Annotated in this window: 17 protein-coding genes; 2 read left to right on the forward strand and 15 right to left on the reverse strand. The window is 44.2% G+C overall.

Features of this window, described 5'->3' with window-relative positions:
* Window positions 1–2 precede the first annotated feature (2 nt).
* Window positions 3–584, forward strand: coding sequence for a uracil-DNA glycosylase family protein (locus tag K358_RS0102645; protein ID WP_027695370.1), 582 nt, complete (start codon window positions 3–5; stop codon window positions 582–584).
* Here K358_RS0102645 and K358_RS0102650 read toward each other — a convergent pair.
* From K358_RS0102650 to nudC, 6 genes are all read right to left on the reverse strand, one after another.
* The gene (locus K358_RS0102650) at window positions 562–1,728 is read right to left on the reverse strand and encodes an ABC transporter permease (RefSeq protein ID WP_027695371.1); all 1,167 of its coding nucleotides are present in this window, start codon (window positions 1,726–1,728) and stop codon (window positions 562–564) included. The two genes, K358_RS0102645 and K358_RS0102650, sit on opposite strands and share 23 nt — an antisense overlap.
* Window positions 1,725–2,882 (reverse strand): ABC transporter permease, encoded by a 1,158-nt coding sequence (locus K358_RS0102655; RefSeq protein WP_027695372.1) that lies wholly within the window; start codon window positions 2,880–2,882, stop codon window positions 1,725–1,727. Before K358_RS0102655 ends, K358_RS0102650 begins: the two co-directional genes overlap by 4 nt.
* Window positions 2,882–3,871: an HlyD family secretion protein gene (locus K358_RS0102660; RefSeq protein ID WP_027695373.1), complete on the reverse strand. Its 990-nt coding sequence runs from the start codon at window positions 3,869–3,871 to the stop codon at window positions 2,882–2,884. Before K358_RS0102660 ends, K358_RS0102655 begins: the two co-directional genes overlap by 1 nt.
* Complete coding sequence (locus tag K358_RS0102665) at window positions 3,871–5,259, reverse strand: TolC family protein (RefSeq protein WP_027695374.1); 1,389 nt, start codon at window positions 5,257–5,259, stop codon at window positions 3,871–3,873. Before K358_RS0102665 ends, K358_RS0102660 begins: the two co-directional genes overlap by 1 nt.
* 318 nt (window positions 5,260–5,577) lie before the next feature.
* Entirely contained in the window at window positions 5,578–6,645 is a 1,068-nt protein-coding gene (gene hemE, locus K358_RS0102670; RefSeq protein WP_027695375.1) for a uroporphyrinogen decarboxylase, read from the reverse strand.
* Between the two features lie 409 nt (window positions 6,646–7,054).
* Complete coding sequence (nudC, locus tag K358_RS0102675; RefSeq protein WP_027695376.1) at window positions 7,055–7,819, reverse strand: NAD(+) diphosphatase; 765 nt, start codon at window positions 7,817–7,819, stop codon at window positions 7,055–7,057.
* Window positions 7,820–8,029: 210 nt separating this feature from the next.
* On the opposite strand from nudC, the gene K358_RS0102680 reads away from it, so the two are divergent.
* The gene (locus K358_RS0102680; RefSeq protein ID WP_027695377.1) at window positions 8,030–8,521 is read left to right on the forward strand and encodes an Rsd/AlgQ family anti-sigma factor; all 492 of its coding nucleotides are present in this window, start codon (window positions 8,030–8,032) and stop codon (window positions 8,519–8,521) included.
* Window positions 8,522–8,726: 205 nt separating this feature from the next.
* Here K358_RS0102680 and rpoC read toward each other — a convergent pair whose 3' ends face one another.
* From rpoC to K358_RS0102725, 9 genes are all read right to left on the reverse strand, one after another.
* Window positions 8,727–12,926, reverse strand: coding sequence for a DNA-directed RNA polymerase subunit beta' (gene rpoC, locus K358_RS0102685; protein WP_027695378.1), 4,200 nt, complete (start codon window positions 12,924–12,926; stop codon window positions 8,727–8,729).
* A gap of 115 nt (window positions 12,927–13,041) precedes the next feature.
* Window positions 13,042–17,070 (reverse strand): DNA-directed RNA polymerase subunit beta, encoded by a 4,029-nt coding sequence (gene rpoB / locus K358_RS0102690; protein ID WP_027695379.1) that lies wholly within the window; start codon window positions 17,068–17,070, stop codon window positions 13,042–13,044.
* A gap of 279 nt (window positions 17,071–17,349) precedes the next feature.
* On the reverse strand, window positions 17,350–17,715 hold the full coding sequence (gene rplL, locus K358_RS0102695; protein ID WP_027695380.1) for a 50S ribosomal protein L7/L12: 366 nt from the start codon (window positions 17,713–17,715) through the stop codon (window positions 17,350–17,352).
* 59 nt (window positions 17,716–17,774) lie between these two features.
* On the reverse strand, window positions 17,775–18,269 hold the full coding sequence (gene rplJ / locus K358_RS0102700) for a 50S ribosomal protein L10 (RefSeq protein WP_027695381.1): 495 nt from the start codon (window positions 18,267–18,269) through the stop codon (window positions 17,775–17,777).
* Between the two features lie 286 nt (window positions 18,270–18,555).
* Window positions 18,556–19,260, reverse strand: a complete 705-nt coding sequence (gene rplA, locus K358_RS0102705) for a 50S ribosomal protein L1 (protein ID WP_027695382.1) — start codon at window positions 19,258–19,260, stop codon at window positions 18,556–18,558.
* A gap of 4 nt (window positions 19,261–19,264) precedes the next feature.
* Window positions 19,265–19,693 carry a 50S ribosomal protein L11 gene (rplK, locus tag K358_RS0102710; RefSeq protein WP_027695383.1) on the reverse strand — a complete coding sequence of 143 codons (429 nt, stop codon included), beginning with the start codon at window positions 19,691–19,693 and terminating at the stop codon, window positions 19,265–19,267.
* Window positions 19,694–19,837: 144 nt separating this feature from the next.
* Window positions 19,838–20,386, reverse strand: coding sequence for a transcription termination/antitermination protein NusG (gene nusG / locus K358_RS0102715; protein ID WP_027695384.1), 549 nt, complete (start codon window positions 20,384–20,386; stop codon window positions 19,838–19,840).
* A gap of 12 nt (window positions 20,387–20,398) precedes the next feature.
* Window positions 20,399–20,776: a preprotein translocase subunit SecE gene (gene secE, locus K358_RS0102720; RefSeq protein ID WP_027695385.1), complete on the reverse strand. Its 378-nt coding sequence runs from the start codon at window positions 20,774–20,776 to the stop codon at window positions 20,399–20,401.
* Window positions 20,777–21,029: 253 nt separating this feature from the next.
* Window positions 21,030–21,638: EF-Tu C-terminal domain-related protein (locus tag K358_RS0102725; protein ID WP_027695386.1), on the reverse strand; the 609-nt coding region annotated here is incomplete at its 5' end.

Raw genomic sequence — 21,638 nt, forward strand, 5'->3', positions numbered from 1 at the left:
TAATGGCTGGCCAATTTCATCAATTAATAGCAGAGATCGCACAGTGCCAAATTTGTGCGCAACACCTTGAGCACGGCTGTCGGCCAGTAGTTCAAGCTCACCCAGATGCTAAGATATTGATTATTGGTCAAGCGCCAGGGTTGAAAGTACATCAAAGTGGCGTGCCATTTAATGATGCCAGTGGTGAGCGTTTACGCCAGTGGATGGGGATTGATAAAACGCTCTTTTATGATCCCCACTTTCTCGCCATTATGCCGATGGGGTTTTGTTATCCGGGAAAAGGCAAAAGTGGCGATTTACCACCACGTAAAGAATGCGCGCCGCAATGGCATGAGCAACTACTGCAACAATTGCCAAATATTGAACTGATCTTATTGATAGGCCAATACGCGCAAGATTATTACTTAGCTAATAAACCCAAAACCTTAACCGAGACAGTACAAGCTTGGCAGCAGTATCAACCTAAATATCTACCTTTACCGCACCCTTCACCACGCAATAATATCTGGCTCAAGAAAAACCCTTGGTTTGAACAACAGATCGTCCCGCACCTGCAAAGCATTATTGCGAAGCTACAACCCTAGTCGATTTCGCTTTACGCTGCATTAACCACAGTGCTAAGCCGCCGTAGATCGCAACTTGTGCCCAGAGTTGCCACACATAAGGAAGAATCTGTTCAAAGCTTGCGCCCATTTGATTAAGACGCAAAAAGCCATTAATCGCAGGGGTAGACGGCGCTAATTGCGCTAACCACTTAAGTAAACTTGGCAGCTCTGAAGTCGGCCAGACAAAACCGGCACAAAAAACCAAAGGCAAAGAGCTCAATACCACGATTAAAGTCGCCAATTCTTTACGCGGGATTAACTCGCCCATCACCATGCCCAAACCAATCACAGCTAATAAGAATGGAATAATTAACGCAAATAAATGGGAAATAGAAGCAAGGCGACTGATGCCATAAAACTCGAAACTAAAGCCGAAGTAGTACATCACCAATGGAATATAGGTCAGCAATAAAATCACCGCTCGTGCCGACCACATATCAAACGCCGAACAATCTTGCCAATATCCCGCTTGCTTGGCCTGGCGTTGCTCATTAAGACCGCCTCCTAGTAAACCCGCAGCAATCAATAGCGTTTGATGCAAAATCAACACAAACACCGCTGGTACTATGTAGTTGATATAACCATTGGTTGGGTTAAAAACTGGCTGCATCGACAGTTTAATTGGCGCGTATTGCTGAGCCGCCAAAACTAAGTTTTCTCCCGACATAACCATTCTCGACACTTTCGCCTGTGCCGATAAAGTCCCTCCTGCCGTAGCTAAACCTTCGACTACCGTACCGTAAATCAAGAAATAAGCCGCATCACCGGCATAGGCTAACGTCGGGCTTTCACCGAGTAATAAATCACGAGCAAAGTGGCGAGGGATCAATAAAATTCCATGCACCTTGCCTTGATTAAATAACTGCTTGGCCTCTTGTAAGCTATAGGCATGTTGAGTGATTTGAACCTGTGGCGTGGCATCAACCATTCGCTCAAGTGTTCGACTGGTTGAGGTGTTATCTAAATTGACTACCACGATTGATTGCTCACGTGGTAGTTGCTGGCTATATGGTAGAGGGTATAAAAACGAATACATCACTACCCCGCCAAACACAGTGAGCAGTAACGCCGAGTTGGTATAAATCGACTTTAATTCACAGCGAAACACCTGCCACCAGCTCATGATACGGCATCCTGTTTATCGGCTAACACCAAAGCTCTCGCTCTTAACCACACCATCAGCAGTAGCGTTAAAAACACACTCATTGCGAGCAATGAACCCATCACTTGACCTAAATCGACACCGTTATTGACCTGTTTTACTTGCACATCAATATAGTGACTGACTGGTAATAAACTACGCCAAATCTGGCCTAGTAACGGCATATCTGAGGTAGGAAAAGTGATCCCCATAAACGCAAAGGCTGGCGCGGTAAATGCGGCAACAAAACTCATTGAACGAGTGGCATCTAAAGTGATCATAAAAAATATCGCGCCGACACTTTGGCAAGCCAAGACCATCAATAATTGCGCCGATAATAAAATCCCCCAACTACCATGCATTGGCCAGTCTAGCCAACCGTACATTCCCCATAAAAACACCACACCTTGCGCGAGATATAACAGAGAGTAAGCCAGCAACTTAGTGACAACAGCCTGAAAAGGCGTGACGGAAAGCCAACGCTGCATGCCTTGCGTTCTTTGCTCTAATGAAAAACTCAGCACGGTCGTCGCGACAATTAAGATTTGCCATAACGCAGGAATCGCCGCCGACACCAAGAATTGGCCATAATGACTATTACTATTAAATAACGCGGTGATTTGAGTTTGAATAGGCACTGCTTGAGCTAACGCTTGTTGCGGAACGGTATCGCCTTTACTGAGATTCTTAACCGCTTCAATTTGCGCATTAAAAGTGCCCTGAGCTTGTTGCATAGCGGCGTTGACTAACTTACCAATCAAGATAAATTGACTGTTATAGAAAGTAGTAATGGTAGGAGGATGGCCCAGTAATACATCTTGAGTAAGACTATCTGGGATCACCACTAAGGCATAAATTTTACCAGATTGCAGATCTTGCTTGCCTTCTGACACCGAAGTGTAGCTTTGAGTGACTTTTAAGGTAGGACTAGCATCGTAATAATGCACCACTCCACGCGACATACTTGAGTGTTCAAAATCAACCACCCCGATAGCGAGATCGCGGGCACTGCCAGCCGAGAATATCCACCATAGCGAAAAAAACATCAGCAGAGGTAGCCAGAACAACATCGCCTTTAACCAAGGTTGAGTTGCTATCTGTCGCCATTCTCTAATCAATGCATGCCGATGCAACATTAATTGTGTCCTACATTCTCAAGCAACACACTCATGCCAACTCGCAAACCTTCGATTGGCTGGGTTGGACGAGCTTCCACTTCAAAAGTACGCATATCAAAACCTTGATTGGCATCGGTAGTGCGCCAAGTGGCAAAATCGCCCATCACCGCGACATGAGAAACCACAAAGTGATATTGCTCATTACCTAGCGCAGGAATCGTTACCTTGAGCTCAGTGCCTTGTTTAAATTGTTGTAATTTGTCTTCACGAACATGGAAAATCGCCCAGGCATCCTGCATATCTAAAATCGTCACCACAGGAAAGCCTTGCGGTGCTAACTCACCTGAATGCAGCAAAATATCGCTCACTTCACCATCATGCCAACTGGCCACTTGGGTATCGGCGACATAAGCTTCAACTTCAGCCACCGCGCCAGCAGCTTGTTTTTCTTGCTGTTGAGCGGCGCGCTTAGTCTCATCACGAGCGCCCTCTTGCGCCATTTGGTACATTTGATAGGCCGCGCGTTCGGTATATAACGAGGCTTGCCATTGAGTGTAGGCTTCATCGCGTTTTTGCTCAGCGACCACGCCATCTTGATACAAGTTTTGTACTCGTTGGTAGGTTTTTTCCATCAAGCTAGAAGCGGCTTTGGCTTTACGCCATTGATCTTGAGCCGCCGCTATCTCTTGGTTACGCGCACCTTTTTCCGCTTGATCTGCCATCGCACCTGCCGCACCTTGAGCGGCTTTCGCTTGCGCTAATTTGGCTTCAATCTCTGGGCTTAAGATAGTGAAAATTTGCTGACCGGACTTAACTTGATCGCCTTTTTTGACCAACACTTGATCTATGCGCCCCGGCACTTTCGATGAAATCAAATATTGCTGCGCTTCAATCTGACCTTGAAAACGTTCTGCTTTGGGTTGATAGGCAAGCCAAAAGGTATAAGCCAACCAGACTAGAACCAAAGCCACTACACCAATAAAAATAATCGATTTACGTGAGCGCATTATTGAACCTCTAATCCTTGATATTGTTGGTATTGATTAAAACTGTCGACTTCGCCACTGATCGCCAATAAGCGCGATAAAGAAAGAACATATTGATAAGCCGCCGCTGAGCGTTGGGTTTTAATGCTGTTTAAATACATTTCCGCATCCACTACATCCAAAGAAGTCGCAAGCCCCTGACTAAAGGCTTTCTTCTGCAAGCTAATGTTTTCACTGGCCATGCTGACACTCGAGGCTAAGCCATTGTATTCCTCTAACGCTTGATTGGCTTCGCGATAGGTTTTTTCCACCAGCAAGGACAAATCTTGTTTGGCTTGTGCGCGTAAATAACCTACTTGCTTAATCGCACTATGAGCAACACTGACTTTTTCAGAACGACCTGAGGTATCCAGTAGCGGAATACTCACGCCAACGCCTACTAGCCAATCGGGGGTATTATCGCCTACTAAAGTGTCGTCTTGATATAAGTTGTAATTACCGTAGAGATAAACTTCTGGATAATATTTTCCTTTCTCCACATCAACCAATCCACTGGCTTGCTTTTCTTTGGCATCCAAAATGCTCAAGCCGGGGTAACTTTGCAGGGTTTTATCCATAAAGGCTTGCATCGGAGGTAGACTTTCATTAATAAAAAGATGGGTAGAAGGTTCAGCCAGTGTCGGCGCTTTAATCAAGTTCGTCAGCGCCATTTGAGCAATTTCCAGATCGCGCTGTGCTTTTTTGGTATCAACTTGCGCCTTATGGTATGCAGTTTCTGCTTGTAGGCGCTGCACGCGAGCAATTTGTCCTTGCTCTTGCATTTTAACCGCGTGGTCGAAGTGTTCTTTCAAACCTTGTTCGACTTCTTGTCTAGTGGCGAGTACTTGTTGCGATAACACGACGCCAAAATAGTATTTCGACAAATCTTCAAATTTACCTTGCTGCTTCATCTCTAATAAATACTTCGCTTCCTCTGATTTCGCTTCGGCAATATCTTGCGCGGCTGAAATACGTCCACCCGTAAAAATAGGCCAAATTGCACGAATCGAGCTAGTAAAGACATCTTTCTCCACCAAGGTCGAGGTCAACATGCCATCAAAGGCTTGAGTTAAAGCACTGGAGCCTACCGAAGTACTGTCTGCTAACTCAGATGGGGACACGTCAATATCATCGTCTAAGCGGGTGTAGTTGGCACTTAAAGTAATGCTTGGTAAGTTCATCGCTCCGGCGGCTTGCTGTTTATATTCAGCTTGCTCAACACTAGCTCGCTCTGCGGCCAAGCCATCATTATTGCTTAGTAGTGATTGCCACGCTTGATAAAAGGTCACGCTTTGCGCCCAACTCGTCGTTGGCATTAATAAGAATATCGGAAGAGTAAAAATAGCAAGATGAGATTTGAATCGATGCATGTGTCTGTTACTTATCCATAGTAGGTGCTGACGACTAATTATAGGCCGTAGATTGATAGACAGATCCGAGCAGTTATTCTGCCGTAATGCGTCGGGAAAAAATGAGATATAAATCACTATACCCAAGTAACTTCAAGATACAGGATTCAGAGCACCTTAAGTTACTTGGGTATATCACATTAACAGTATCAATGAATAATCACTACTTACCATTGAAATAAATAACTTAAAATACAAACAAATAAAACGCAGCCTAGGTTAAGGCTGCGCTCTCGTTATTTATAACCAAATTATATACTCAAGTACGAAGAGTATAGGCTATTTATGATACGGCTTAGATAACTCATGTACCGCATCAACAAACACACCAGCGTTTTCTGGCGGTACATCTAAATGAATACCGTGACCTAGGTTGAATACATGACCAGTACCAGCATCACCAAAACCTTCTAGAATCGAAGCGACTTCTTGACGAATACGCTCTGGCTGAGCATACAGCATTGATGGATCCATATTGCCTTGTAGTGCCACTTTATCGCCTACGCGAGCCACGGCATCTTGAATATTAATCGTCCAATCAAGGCCAACCGCATCACAACCTGTGGCGGCGATTTTCTCAAGCCACATACCACCATTTTTAGTGAATAGCGTAACCGGTACGCGACGACCGTCATTTTCACGAATTAAGCCATCAACGATTTTGTGCATGTACTGCAAAGAGAAATCATTGTAATCGCGTGACGTTAATACACCGCCCCAAGTATCAAATATCATTACAGACTGAGCGCCGGCTTTGATTTGGGCATTTAAGTATTCAATGACACTATCAGCTAGCTTATCTAAAAGTGCATGCAGAATAGCGGGATCGGCGTACATCATTTTTTTGATTTTAGTGAACGCTTTAGAACTTCCACCTTCCACCATGTAAGTCGCTAGCGTCCAAGGGCTGCCCGAGAAACCAATCAGCGGCACTTCACCTTGCAAGTCTTTGCGAATTTGGCGAACCGCATTCATTACATATTGCAATTCACCTTCTGGATCAGGCAAACCAATTTTATCGACATCAGCTTTGCAAGTAATCGGGCGCTCAAATTTAGGGCCTTCACCGGCTTCAAAGTATAAGCCTAGTCCCATGGCATCTGGGATGGTCAAAATATCAGAAAACAGAATCGCCGCATCAAGCGGAAAACGACGTAGTGGTTGAAGCGTCACTTCTGAAGCTAACTCGGCATTTTTGCATAAAGACATAAAGTCGCCCGCAACACTGCGCGTTTGACGATATTCAGGCAAATAACGACCGGCTTGGCGCATCATCCATACTGGCGTGTAATCTACTGGCTGTTTTAATAAAGCTCGTAGATAACGGTCATTTTTCAATTCAGTCATTTTTCTATCCTAAAAATTTGGGGCAGTCTTTATTTGCCGCTTATTCTAACATTACACAGCGCACATTTTGCTAATGGTTTGTAATACAGATCATGTTATTGAACATTAAAATCTATCGCAATTTGCTTCAATTGAGCCATTTGTTAATACTTCGTGTGCTAGCACAATTATAACGAGCTGAAACACATGAATGTTCAGCATCTCATAACGACATCTTACTTACCCCTCCGGCAATCCCGGAGGTTTTTTTTATTCCCTTCGCAATTGAAGCTTCATCGTCGTTGACGGTGTTCATTCGCCCCAATCATTTAGACAGGCTAAACTCATGGGGCCTCACTCACTTGTCGCCTAGCTGCAACTCCAATTTCTTTGGGAATAATCGTTAAGTATATGAAATAAAACTATGCTGTTATTCAATGTCACAACCTAGTGTATGTTCTATCAAGGCGCGTGCAATCGTTCCCTTCGGAGCAATCGGCGGTAATTCGCTAGCAGTAAACCAATCTGCCGATGACAATTCAAATTTATCCACTCGAATGTCACCACTGTCGTAATCCGCTAAAAAAGCCATCATCATACTAGATGGAAATGCCCATGGTTGACTGCCAAAGTAACGAATATTGGTGACATTAATACCGGTCTCTTCTTTCACTTCACGCGCCACACATTGCTCTAACGTTTCTCCGACTTCGACAAAACCGGCAATCACGGTATGCATGCCACTTTTATGGCGAGCATGATGCGCCAGTAGAATTTTATCGTCTTTACGAATCGCGACGATGATGCAAGGAAAAATTCTCGGGTAATGCAAAGTGCGGCAATCATTACATTGCATTGCCAGTTGATTATGGTTAAGGCGATTACGCCCACCACAATGCGAACAAAAGCGTTGTGAAACAGACATGTAACCATATTGAACGGCGCGACTAGCCATCAAAAATATTGCTTCAGGAAAAGACAATAAGTCTCGTAACGGGGTCATTTCGAGCTCATACTCAAGCTCGCTAGCATTCAACCAAGCACACGGGACGCCATCTAATTCACCAATAATAACCGCATGTTCTGTCGGTAAATTGAGTGCTTCAGCAGATCCATAAGGCAATGTTTTGTCTTGCAAATGTAACGTACTACCATCAACGATACACCAGTTTACTTTTTGATCTTTTTTTAGCATCTGCCCATCTCATTGCTTGAAGTTCCACCATTTTACTGGCAATCTAATTTCATACCAGTGCTTATCGATTTGCTGTCTATAACCACTCATATCACTACATGATATATATCCAAGTGACTTGGGTATACACTATCAAAAAGGACCCTCTATTAATAAAAAAGTAGAGCGGCTAAACGCCAATAACGCGTTAGCTATTATGAGGATACAGCCATGCTAAATAAACTAAAACAGACTCAAGCACAATTTGGCGGTTCCAGTGAAGTCATCGACCATTGGCTCGACACTAGACAAAACTTGATTGTTGAATATTGGAAATTGGCGGCACTAAAGCCAAGTCATCATAAAAAAACGGCCATCGAAAAACTTCCTTCCCCTGAAGAGCTACAAGATTTCTGCCAACATGTGGTGGATTATATTTCTGAAGGGCATTTCAAAATCTACGACATGGTGATGCAACAGTGGGAATCAACTGGCTTTTCACCAACCGAAGACATCAACACCACGTATTTTAAAATTGTTGAAACCACTGACCCTCTACTGAATTACACCGACAAATATGCCGATGTTGCGGTCGAAGATGAACTGGAAGACTTTGATTTCGATCTATCAAAAATTGGTGAAGTATTGGAAGATCGCTTCGAGTTAGAAGATCAGCTGATCCAGATGATCGCTGAAAGCTTGGAAATCCCACCAGGCGCATAAATCATTTTTCAGGTTACCTTATGTAAGGTAGCCTTTTTCTTGTGGCTCATTGGAATCCGTGGATTATAACCCGAACCAATATGGCAACACATACTCACCACCTTATTCCACATTAAATTAATACATAAACATTTTCTATTAGAAACAAAAAAGGCACCCGAAGGTGCCTTTTAACAGTCTTGACTTACGTCTGTCTCTTTAAAGATTACTCTTCAGAGAAACCTGCGTTAAGTAATGCTGCAAGGTTGTCAGTTGCTTGTTCAGCTGAAGGACCTTGTTCTTCACCCTCACGTTGCTTTTGACGCTCTTGGTGGTAAGCATAACCAGTACCAGCTGGGATCAAGCGACCCACGATTACGTTCTCTTTCAAGCCACGTAGTTCATCACGTTTACCAGAAACCGCAGCTTCTGTTAGTACGCGCGTCGTTTCTTGGAACGATGCTGCAGAGATGAACGACTCAGTTGCTAGAGACGCTTTAGTGATACCTAGTAAGTCACGCTCGAACTGTACAAGTGCTTTGCCTTCAGCTTCAAGCTGACGGTTAGCGATTTTAACTTGTGCAAACTCAACTTGCTCACCTTCAAGGAATTCAGAATCACCAGAATGCGTGATTGTACACTTACGTAGCATTTGACGAACGATAGTCTCGATGTGCTTATCGTTAATCTTAACGCCCTGTAAGCGGTAAACTTCTTGAACTTCGTTAGCAATGTATTGAGTAACAGCGTGAACACCACGTAAACGTAGAATGTCATGCGGCGTTTCTGGACCATCAGAGATCACATCACCACGTTCCACTTTCTCGCCTTCAAACACGTTAAGCTGACGATGTTTATGAATCATTTCTTCATAAACGTCACCGCCTTCGCGAGTGATTAATAGACGACGTTTACCTTTGGTTTCTTTACCAAACGACACAGTACCTGTGTGCTCAGCAAGAATCGCAGGCTCTTTCGGCTTACGTGCTTCAAACAAGTCAGCTACGCGTGGTAGACCACCGGTGATATCTTTGTTTCCGCCAGATTTCTGAGGGATACGAGATAGTGTGTCACCAATGCCAACTTCCGCGCCATCTTCAATGTTAACGATCGCTTTACCTGGTAGGAAGTATGCTGCTGGCATATCCGTACCTGGAATCATCACATCGTTACCTTGAGCATCAACTAACTTGATCACTGGACGCATATCTTTACCAGCAGATGGACGCTGTGCTGGGTCTACTACTTCACTTGAAGATAGGCCAGTTAGGTCATCAGTTTGGCGAGAGATAGTCACACCATCAATCATGTCTACGAACTGGATACGACCTGCCACTTCAGTGATGATTGGCATGGTGTGCGCTTCCCAGTTAGCGACAACCTCACCAGCCGTAACTGCTTCGTTGTCGCCTTTGCTTAGCATAGAACCGTATGGAAGTTTGTGTTTCTCTTTCGTACGGCCGAACTCATCAATGATGGTCATTTCAGATGCACGAGAAGTGATTACAAGCTTGCCATCTTTGTTAGTTACATACTTAGCATTGTGAAGTTTCACAGTACCCGTTGTTTTCGCTTGGATGCTGTTTTCTGCTGCTGCCGTTGATGCCGCACCACCGATGTGGAACGTACGCATGGTAAGCTGTGTACCTGGTTCACCGATAGACTGTGCTGCAATAACACCTACCGCTTCACCTTGGTTCACTTTATGACCACGAGCTAGATCACGACCGTAACAGTTTGCACAACAACCGAAGTCAGCTTCACAAGTTACCACTGAACGTACTTTGATCTTATCAACAGAGTTGTCTTCAAGGATCTGACACCACTTCTCATCAAGTAGAGTATTACGTGGGATCAATACTTGTTCAGTACCAGGCTTAACGATGTCATCAGCAACAACACGACCTAGAGCAAGTTCAGCAAGGGCAACTTTAACATCACCACCTTCGATATGAGGCATCATATCTAGGCCTTCGAAAGTACCACAGTCATGTTCTGTTACCACAACGTCTTGCGCTACGTCTACTAGACGACGAGTCAAGTAACCAGAGTTCGCAGTCTTAAGTGCCGTATCAGCAAGACCCTTACGAGCACCGTGGGTTGAGATAAAGTACTGAAGTACGTTTAGACCTTCTTTAAAGTTTGCTGTGATCGGCGTTTCGATGATTGAACCATCTGGACGCGCCATCAGACCACGCATACCGGCTAACTGACGAATCTGCGCTGCAGAACCACGAGCACCGGAGTCAGCCATCATGTAGATGCTGTTAAACGATTCTTGTTGTTCTTCTTCGCCATCGCGGTTAATCACGGTTTCAGAAGAAAGGTTATCCATCATAGCTTTTGCTACGCGGTCGTTGGTAGACGCCCAGATATCGATAACTTTGTTGTAACGCTCGCCCGCAGTAACAAGACCAGATTGGAATTGCTCCTGGATTTCACGTACTTCTTCTTCTGCTTCTGCAATTTCAGTGTATTTCGCGTCCGGTACAACCATATCGTCGATACCAACAGAAACACCAGAAAGTGCTGCGTATGCAAAACCTGTGTACATGATTTGGTCAGCAAAGATTACCGTATCTTTAAGGCCAAGTTTACGGTAGCACTCATTCAACAAGGTTGAAATTTGTTTCTTACCTAGCTTTTGGTTCACGATTTCAAAAGGAAGGCCTTTTGGTACGATCTGCCAAAGCATTGCACGACCAATAGTGGTTTCACGCATTGCGGTATTTGTTGTGCTGTTACCGTCTTCATCAACCACTGTTTCAGTGATACGTACTTTAACGCGAGCATGTAGCTCAGCTGTCTTAGTACGGTATGCCTTTTCAGCCTCTTCAGGGCCAGCGAGGTACATACCTTCACCTTTAACATTGATCTTGTCACGAGTCATGTAGTAAAGACCCAATACCACGTCCTGAGAAGGTACGATGATCGGATCACCAGACGCTGGTGAAAGGATGTTGTTGGTTGACATCATTAACGTACGTGCTTCAAGCTGCGCTTCCAATGTTAACGGTACGTGTACCGCCATTTGGTCACCATCGAAGTCGGCGTTGTATGCCGCACACACAAGTGGGTGAAGCTGAATCGCTTTACCTTCGATAAGTACAGGTTCGAATGCTTGAATACCAAGACGGTGAAGCGTTGGTGCACGGTTTAGTAGAACTGGGTGTTCACGAATCACTTCGTCTAGGATATCCCAAACAACCGCTTCTTCGCGCTCTACCATTTTCTTCGCTGCTTTAATCGTTGTAGCCATGCCACGAGATTCTAGCTTGCTGTAGATAAATGGTTTAAATAGTTCTAGTGCCATCTTCTTCGGAAGACCACATTGGTGTAGACGAAGGTATGGACCTACTGTGATTACAGAACGGCCAGAGTAGTCAACACGCTTACCAAGTAAGTTCTGACGGAAACGACCTTGCTTACCTTTGATCATATCAGCCAAAGATTTCAGAGGACGCTTGTTAGAACCTGTGATCGCACGACCGCGACGACCGTTATCTAGTAGGGCATCAACAGATTCTTGCAACATACGCTTTTCGTTACGTACGATGATATCTGGAGCCGCTAGGTCTAGAAGACGCTTCAAACGGTTGTTACGGTTGATCACACGACGGTATAAGTCGTTCAGATCTGAAGTCGCAAAACGACCGCCATCTAGAGGGACTAGAGGGCGTAGATCTGGCGGTAAAACTGGAAGTACAGTTAAGATCATCCATTCAGGGTTGTTACCTGATGCGATGAAAGCTTCGACCAGTTTTAGACGCTTAGTCAGTTTTTTACGCTTAGTTTCAGAGTTAGTGGTTTCTAGCTCTTCACGCATTTGCTCGGCTTCTGCGTTCATGTCCATGGTGTGTAGCAGATCTTTGATCGCTTCAGCGCCCATTTTCGCAACGAACTCATCGCCCCACTCTTCCAAGCGGTCTAGGTATTCTTCTTCCGTTAGCATTTGACCTTTTTCAAGATCAGTCATGCCAGGTTCAGTCACTACATACATTTCGAAGTAAAGTACACGTTCGATGTCACGTAGCGGAATATCCATTAATAGACCGATACGAGATGGTAGTGATTTTAAGAACCAAATGTGTGCAACTGGAGAGGCTAGCTCGATGTGGCCCATACGGTCACGACGAACTTTAGTTTGTGTAACTTCTACGCCACACTTCTCACAGATAACACCACGGTGTTTCAAGCGCTTGTATTTACCACAAAGACATTCGTAGTCTTTTACTGGACCAAAAATACGCGCACAGAACAGACCATCACGCTCAGGCTTGAACGTACGGTAGTTAATAGTTTCTGGCTTTTTAACTTCACCGAAAGACCATGAGCGAATCATGTCTGGAGAAGCTAGACCGATTTTGATTGCATCAAATTCTTCGGTCTTATGCTGTGCTTTTAGAAAGTTCAGTAAATCTTTCACAATCAGCTCCTGTAAGGAGTTAAGAGACGCTCAAATTGAACGCCTCTTTTCTACCGGGTTAAATCCGAGAGTTCTTTATCATTAATCGCAGCATTTGCTGAATAAATAACAAGGATTACTCTTCGTCTTCTAGCTCGATGTTAATACCTAGCGAGCGAATCTCTTTCAACAATACGTTGAACGATTCTGGCATGCCAGGCTCCATGCTGTGGTCGCCATCGACGATGTTTTTGTACATCTTCGTACGGCCATTCACGTCATCAGACTTAACAGTTAGCATTTCTTGTAGCGTGTAAGCAGCACCGTATGCTTCTAGTGCCCATACTTCCATCTCACCGAAACGCTGGCCACCGAACTGAGCTTTACCACCAAGTGGTTGCTGAGTTACTAGGCTGTAAGAGCCCGTCGAACGTGCGTGCATCTTGTCATCAACCAAGTGGTTCAGTTTCAGCATGTACATGTAACCTACCGTTACAGGACGCTCAAACTTATCACCCGTACGACCATCGTATAGGTCTAATTGACCTGACGTTGGAAGATCAGCAAGCGCAAGCAATTCTTTAATTGCTGGTTCGTTTGCACCATCGAATACAGGTGTAGCAATCGGTAGACCACCACGCAAGTTTCCGATTAGAGTACGGACTTCATCATCAGACAGTTCAGCAATGTTCACTTCTTGGCGAGTATCGCCTAAGTCATAAACTTTCTGTAAGAACTCACGGAACTTAGCCAGTTCTTGTTGCTCTTTCACCATCTGGTTAATCTTGTCGCCAATACCTTTCGCTGCAAGACCTAAGTGAACTTCAAGGATCTGACCGATGTTCATACGTGATGGTACACCCAGTGGGTTCAACACGATGTCAACAGGTTGACCTTTTTCATCATAAGGCATGTCTTCAACAGGGTTGATCTTAGAGATTACACCCTTGTTACCGTGACGACCCGCCATCTTATCACCAGGCTGAATGCGACGTTTAACTGCAAGGTAAACCTTAACAATCTTCAGTACGCCCGGTGCAAGATCATCACCTTGAGTGATCTTACGACGCTTAGTTTCAAACTTCTTATCAAAGTCAGCTTTTAGCTCATCCCACTGCTCAGCAAGTTGCTCAAGCTGAGACTGCAGTGCATCGTCTTCTAGTGTTTGTACTAACCACTGCTTACGATCCATTGAGTCTAGTTTCGCTTCAGAGAAGCCACCAGAAATCAGCAGAGAACGAACACGCGCTAATAGACCACCTTCAAGAATTTGGAACTCTTCAGTTAAGTCTTTCTTCGCGTCTTTCAGCTGCATTTGTTCAATTTCAAGCGCACGCTTGTCTTTTTCTACGCCATCGCGAGTAAAGACTTGAACATCAATGATGGTACCTGAGATAGAGTTAGGCACACGTAGTGACGTATCTTTAACATCAGATGCTTTTTCACCGAAGATTGCACGTAGTAGTTTCTCTTCAGGAGTCAGTTGCGTTTCACCTTTAGGCGTTACTTTACCAACTAGGATGTCGCCACCCTTCACTTCAGCACCAATGTAAACAATACCTGACTCATCTAGTTTAGATAGAGCAGACTCACCTACGTTTGGAATATCAGCTGTAATTTCTTCGCTACCAAGCTTGGTATCACGAGCCACACAAGAAAGTTCTTGGATGTGAATCGTTGTGAAACGGTCTTCTTGAACTACGCGCTCAGATACTAAGATTGAGTCTTCGAAGTTGTAACCATTCCAAGGCATGAATGCGATACGCATGTTTTGGCCAAGTGCCAGCTCACCAAGGTCGGTGGAAGGACCATCAGCAAGAACGTCACCACGTGAAACAGGTTCACCCGGTAGTACGGTTGGACGTTGGTTAATACATGTGTTTTGGTTTGAACGGGTGTACTTAGTTAAGTTGTAGATGTCGATACCAGCTTCACCTGGAACCAACTCATCTTCGTTAACTTTAATTACGATACGAGAAGCATCAACAGATTGAACTGTACCGCCACGTTTCGCAACTGCTGTTACACCTGAGTCAACCGCTACATTACGCTCAATACCAGTACCGACTAGAGGCTTATCAGCTTTTAGTGTTGGTACCGCTTGACGTTGCATGTTTGCACCCATCAATGCACGGTTCGCATCATCGTGTTCTAGGAACGGGATAAGCGAGGCAGCGATAGATACAACTTGGTTTGTTGCCACGTCCATGTAGTTAACATGATCACGTGGGTGAAGACCAGATTCACCTTTCTGACGAGCAGTGATTAGCTCATCGGCAAAACGACCTTCGTCAGTCAAGTGTGCGTTCGCCTGAGCGATAACAAACTGACCTTCTTCAATAGCAGAAAGGTAATCCACTTCTTCAGTTACAACACCATCAACAACGCGACGGTACGGAGTCTCTAGGAAACCGTATTCATTACAACGAGCAAACGCTGATAATGAGTTGATCAAACCGATGTTTGGACCTTCTGGCGTTTCGATCGGACATAGACGACCGTAGTGAGTTACGTGAACGTCACGTACTTCAAAGCCGGCACGCTCACGTGTCAAACCGCCAGGACCTAATGCAGAAATACGACGCTTGTGCGTCACTTCTGACAACGGGTTGTTCTGATCCATAAATTGAGAAAGCTGTGATGAGCCAAAGAACTCTTTCACTGCTGCCGAAATCGGCTTAGCATTGATAAGATCTTGAGGCATGATAGCATCTAAATCACCAAGACTTAGGCGCTCTTTCACTGCGCGTTCAACACGGACTAGACCAACACGGAATTGGTTTTCAGCCATTTCACCAACAGAACGGATACGACGGTTGCCAAGGTGGTCAATATCATCCACTTCGCCAATACCGTTACGGATACCGATCAGTTTCTTCATTACCGCAATGATATCCGTTTCATCAAGGATACCTTGGTCTTGCGCATCTTCGCGGCCGATAGAGCTGTTAAACTTCATACGACCAACAGTCGATAGGTCATAACGCTCTTCAGAGAAGAATAAGCTTTGGAATAAAGATTCTGCTGCTTCTTTAGTTGGTGGCTCACCAGGGCGCATCATACGGTAGATTTCTACAAGTGCAGAAATACGATCCGTTGTGCTGTCAACACGTACTGTGTCTGACATAAATGGGCCATGGTCTAAATCATTAGTAAACAGAACTTCAAGCTGTTTGTAACCCGCTTGAGAAAGGTTCGCTAATGCTTCTAATGAAATTTCTTGGTTCGCTGCAACGATCAATTCGCCAGTTGATTCATTAACGTAATCTTTAGACGCAACTTTACCGACGATGTACTCAACCGGTACTTCGATAAATTCAACGCCATCTTTTTCAAGATTACGGATATGACGAGCCGTTACGCGACGACCAGCTTCTACGTAAACCGTACCATTTGCTTCAATATCAAATGATGCAGTTTCACCACGTAGACGATCTGGTACCAACTCCATTAATAGAGTTTGGTCTTTTACTTCAAAGCGCACTTTTTCAAAGAAGATATCTAGGATCTCTTCTGTTGTTTTACCTAGTGCACGTAAAATAATTGATGCAGGAAGCTTACGACGACGGTCGATACGTACGTATAAGTTATCTTTCGGGTCGAACTCAAAGTCCAACCACGAACCACGGTAAGGAATAACACGTGCGTTATAAAGCACTTTTCCTGACGAATGGGTTTTACCCTTATCGCTGTCGAAGAACACGCCTGGGCTTCGGTGCAACTGGGATACGATAACCCTCTCAGTACCATTAATGACGAAGGTACCGTTGTCTGTCATGAGTGGAATTTCACCCATGTAGACTTCTTGTTCTTTAATGTCTTTTACAGTACCTGCTGGTGCGTCTCTATCAAATACAACTAAACGCAGTTTAACGCGTAGTGGTTTTGAATAAGTGACACCTCGAATTTGACATTCTTTTACGTCAAATACTGGTTCACCAAGACGGTAGCTAACGTATTGCAGCTCAGAATTGCCGTTATAGCTCTGAATCGGAAAAACAGAACGGAAAGCAGCTTCAAGACCGTATTGACCTTCAGGATCTTGTTCAATGAACTTGTCGAATGAATCGAGCTGGATCGATAGCAAATATGGAACGTCCAATACTTGTGGACGCTTACCAAAATCCTTACGGATGCGCTTTTTCTCGGTATAAGAGTAAACCATGGGGTTCCTCAGCTAGCTGATAAGTGACCCAAACTGCCCAAGACACGTTTCATATCAAATTAATTGATAAAACGGGGACAGTGACTAACAACACTGTTTATGTGGATACATCCTAATCTCATCTGAACGTTTTTATTTCAGCAGAGCCTTAGTGATGTTTTTTGCCGGGTCATAGATGCCTAAACAGCGGGAAAATTAATCTATGCCCTACAGCGCAAAAAGGCTGGTGGTTAATTAACCACCAGCCATTAGCCTTTCGGCTAAGAAATTAAGTATAAATTACTTAATTTCAACAGAAGCACCAGCTTCTTCTAGTTGTGCTTTAAGAGCTTCAGCTTCTTCTTTAGAAATGCCTTCTTTAAGCGGAGCTGGAGCACCGTCAACTAGACCTTTAGCTTCTTTAAGACCTAGGCCAGTTGCGCCACGTACTGCTTTGATAACAGAAACTTTGTTACCGCCAGCAGCAGTAAGGATTACGTCAAATTCAGTTTGCTCTTCAGCCGCTTCAGCAGTAGCACCGCCAGCAACAACAGCCGCTGCAGCAGAAACGCCGAATTTTTCTTCCATAGCTTCGATAAGCTCAACAACTTGCATTACAGACATTTCTGCAACTGCGTCTAGGATTTGCTCGTTAGTAATAGACATAACAATTCTCTTTTAAAGTTAACAATAAGTTTATATGGTAATCAAAGTTAAAGTAGGGCTTATGCCGCAACTTCTTCTTTTTGATCACGAACAGCAGCGATAGTACGTACCAACTTGGCAGCAGAAGCTTCTTTCATGCACATCATTAGGCGTGCTATAGCTTCATCGTAAGTAGGTAGTGTCGCTAGTACATCAGCGTCAGTAACTGCGCCTTCAAATGCAGCAGCTTTGATTTCAAATGCTTTGTTCTCTTTAGCGAAGTCTTTAAAAAGACGGGCTGCAGCACCTGGGTGCTCGTTAGAGAAAGCGATCAAAGTTGGACCAACGAATACGTCTTTTAGACATTCGTAGTCTGTACCGTCTACAGCACGGCGAGCTAGTGTGTTACGAACAACTTTCATGTAAACACCCGCTTCACGCGCTTGTTTACGTAGAGAAGTCATTGCGCCAACAGCAACGCCACGTGAGTCAGCAATAACTGCAGAAAGTGCACCACTGGCTGCTTCGTTAACTTCAGCAACAATTGCTTGTTTGTCTTGAAGGTTTAAAGCCATTTGGATTTACTCCTGGTTGTAGTTACACCACTCACTGATAATTCAATGAGTGTTCTTTCGGTGCATTCCCAAATGAATATTTTTACAAAATACGACCATCAGTTCGGGCACCATCTACGTAGGTATTATTAAGTTAAGCTAATATTGCTATTCGTTAACGCCTACGGTCTTGGATGGAAGCATCATTTGCTCTGCCTTTTCCTAAAAAGAATTAGACAAAATAAGCAACACTCCAACCATAATTAGGCGCAAAATTATACACAAATTCTGCGCCTAAGCAAATTAATTAAGCAACTGTAGTATTAAGAGTCGCTTGATCAACTGCAACACCAGCACCCATAGTGGTAGAGATGCTTACTTTCTTCAGGAAAGTACCTTTCGCAGAAGAAGGTTTTGCTTTCTTAAGCGCCACTAGAAGAGCTTCTAAGTTCTCTTGTAGTTGGTTTGCTTCGAAAGATGCTTTACCAATAGTAGTGTGGATGATGCCGTTTTTGTCGTTACGGTAACGAACCTGACCCGCTTTAGCATTTTTAACTGCTTCAGCAACGTTAGGAGTTACAGTACCAACTTTAGGGTTTGGCATAAGGCCACGTGGACCTAAGATAGTACCTAGTTGACCAACAACACGCATTGCATCAGGAGAAGCAACTACTACGTCGAAGTTCATTTCGCCTTTTTTCACTAGCTCAGCTAGATCTTCCATACCAACGATATCTGCGCCAGCTTCTTTAGCTGCTTCAGCGTTTGCACCTTGAGTGAACACTGCAACGCGGATGTCACGGCCAGTACCATGTGGAAGTACAGTTGCGCCACGAACGTTTTGGTCTGATTTACGAGCATCAATGCCTAGGTTTACAGCAACGTCTACGCTTTCTACGAATTTAGCAGTCGCTAACTCTTTTAGAAGAGCAACAGCTTCGTTGATTTCGTATTCTTTAGTCACATCCACTTTTTCGCGGATTGTTTTCATACGCTTAGTAAGTTTTGCCATGATCTTATCCCTCTACCACTAGGCCCATTGAACGAGCAGTACCCGCGATAGAACGCTTCATCGCTTCGATGTCTGCGCCAGTCATATCTGCAGCTTTAGTTTCAGCAATCTCTTGTAGCTGAGCGTCAGTAATAGTACCAACTTTCTCAGTGTTTGGACGGCCAGAACCAGACTTAACGCCAGCAGCTTTCTTAAGAAGAACAGCAGCAGGTGGTGTCTTAGTTACAAATGTGAAAGAACGGTCGTTGTATACAGAGATAACAACTGGGATTGGAAGACCTTTCTCAACAGATTCTGTTTTTGCGTTGAACGCTTTACAGAATTCCATGATGTTTACGCCGTGTTGACCTAGTGCAGGACCAACCGGTGGACTTGGGTTTGCCATACCAGCTGCAACTTGCAGTTTGATATAAGCTTCTACTTTCTTAGCCATTTTAATTCCTAAATTTTGGGTACAAACGCTAATCGCTTGATCAGCTCCCCGCTAGCTTTACATGAATACCTGTAAAAAGGCGCGAAATTATAGTCAAAACTCACGCCTGAAACAAGTCTTTTGATGCTTTATTAAGCAAATTTATTAGTCCGATTTTTCAACCTGACTGAATTCAAGCTCAACCGGTGTTGCACGACCAAAGATCGATACAGACACTTTTAGGCGACTCTTTTCATAATCAACTTGCTCAACCGTACCATTGAAGTCAGCAAATGGCCCTTCAGTAACACGAACCACTTCACCTGCTTCAAATAATGTTTTCGGTCTTGGGGCTTCACTCGCCTGCTCTAAACGATTTAAGATAGCATCCGCTTCTTTATCCGTAATAGGAGCGGGACGGTCAGAGGTGCCACCAATAAAGCCCATAACACGCGGAATACTACGTACTAAGTGCCATGATTCATCATTCATTACCATTTGGACTAGCACGTAGCCTGGAAAGAATTTACGCTCACTCTTACGACGTTGACCAGCGCGCATTTCCACCACTTCTTCAGTAGGTACTAATACGTCACCGAAAAACTCTTCCATAGCGTGCATTTTGATATGTTCGCGAAGAGATTGTGCAACACGGCCTTCAAACCCGGAAAAGGCTTGAACCACATACCAGCGTTTTTTTGGTGCTTCACTCATGTTTAAAACCCCTTACACTCCAGTTGCTAGAGCAATTAGACGAACCATGATGCCGTCAATTCCCCATAGCAATAGAGCCATTACAATACTTACAGCTAATACGATAAATGTTGTTTGCATTGTTTCTTGGCGTGTAGGCCAAACCACTTTGCGCACTTCAAGTTTTGCTTCGCGAGCAAATACAATCGTAGCTTTACCTTTCGTTGTCAGAGCCGCTACACCAAGGGCAGCGGCAATTAAAATAACAACGGCTGCTGCACGAATCGCAACAGACATTTCACCATACAGGTAATTTCCCACAACAGCAGCAGCTAGCAGTGCAAAAGTGATAAACCACTTAAAAGCATCTGCCGCTTTTGAGCTCTCATGAGTTTCAGCTTTGGCTTTCATAAACAAACCTGTGAAAAGTTTTACTTAAAAACGACAATAACCCCGCAACTGGCAGGGCTAACTCATTAGTTTAGGACAAGCCATCAACTAAATAAATTAGATATAAATCTAATACAATTCTTTGCTGAGTCAGTTACAAAACGACCAATTTATGCCTTCATTTTGTTCAGCGTAGAAAAAGGGCATCAAATGATGCCCTTTTTGATAGTCGTTAGTCAAATACAATTCGTATTTAAACTTAAAGTTTGGCTAATTAAGCGATAACTTTCGCTACAACACCAGCACCAACTGTACGGCCACCTTCACGGATTGCGAAACGTAGACCTTCGTCCATCGCGATTGGTGCGATTAGAGTTACGATCATTTGTACGTTATCGCCAGGCATTACCATTTCAACACCTTCAGGTAGTTGAATGTCGCCAGTTACGTCAGTTGTACGGAAGTAGAACTGTGGACGGTAACCTTTGAAGAATGGAGTATGACGACCACCTTCATCTTTCGAAAGTACGTATACTTCTGATTCGAAAGTTGTGTGTGGGTTGATTGAACCTTTCGCTGCCAATACTTGACCACGTTCAACGTCATCACGCTTAGTACCACGTAGAAGTGCACCAACGTTCTCACCCGCACGACCTTCGTCAAGCAGCTTACGGAACATTTCAACACCAGTACAAGTAGTAAGAGTAGTATCTTTGATACCAACGATTTCTACTTCGTCACCTACGCGTAGGATACCGCGCTCGATACGACCTGTTACAACAGTACCACGACCTTGGATTGAGAATACATCTTCAATTGGTAGTAGGAACGGTTGGTCTACAGCACGCTCTGGTTCTGGGATGTAGTTGTCTAGTGCTTCTGC

The organism is Vibrio litoralis DSM 17657 (genome assembly GCF_000426765.1).
Taxonomy (GTDB): Bacteria; Pseudomonadota; Gammaproteobacteria; order Enterobacterales; family Vibrionaceae; genus Vibrio; species Vibrio litoralis.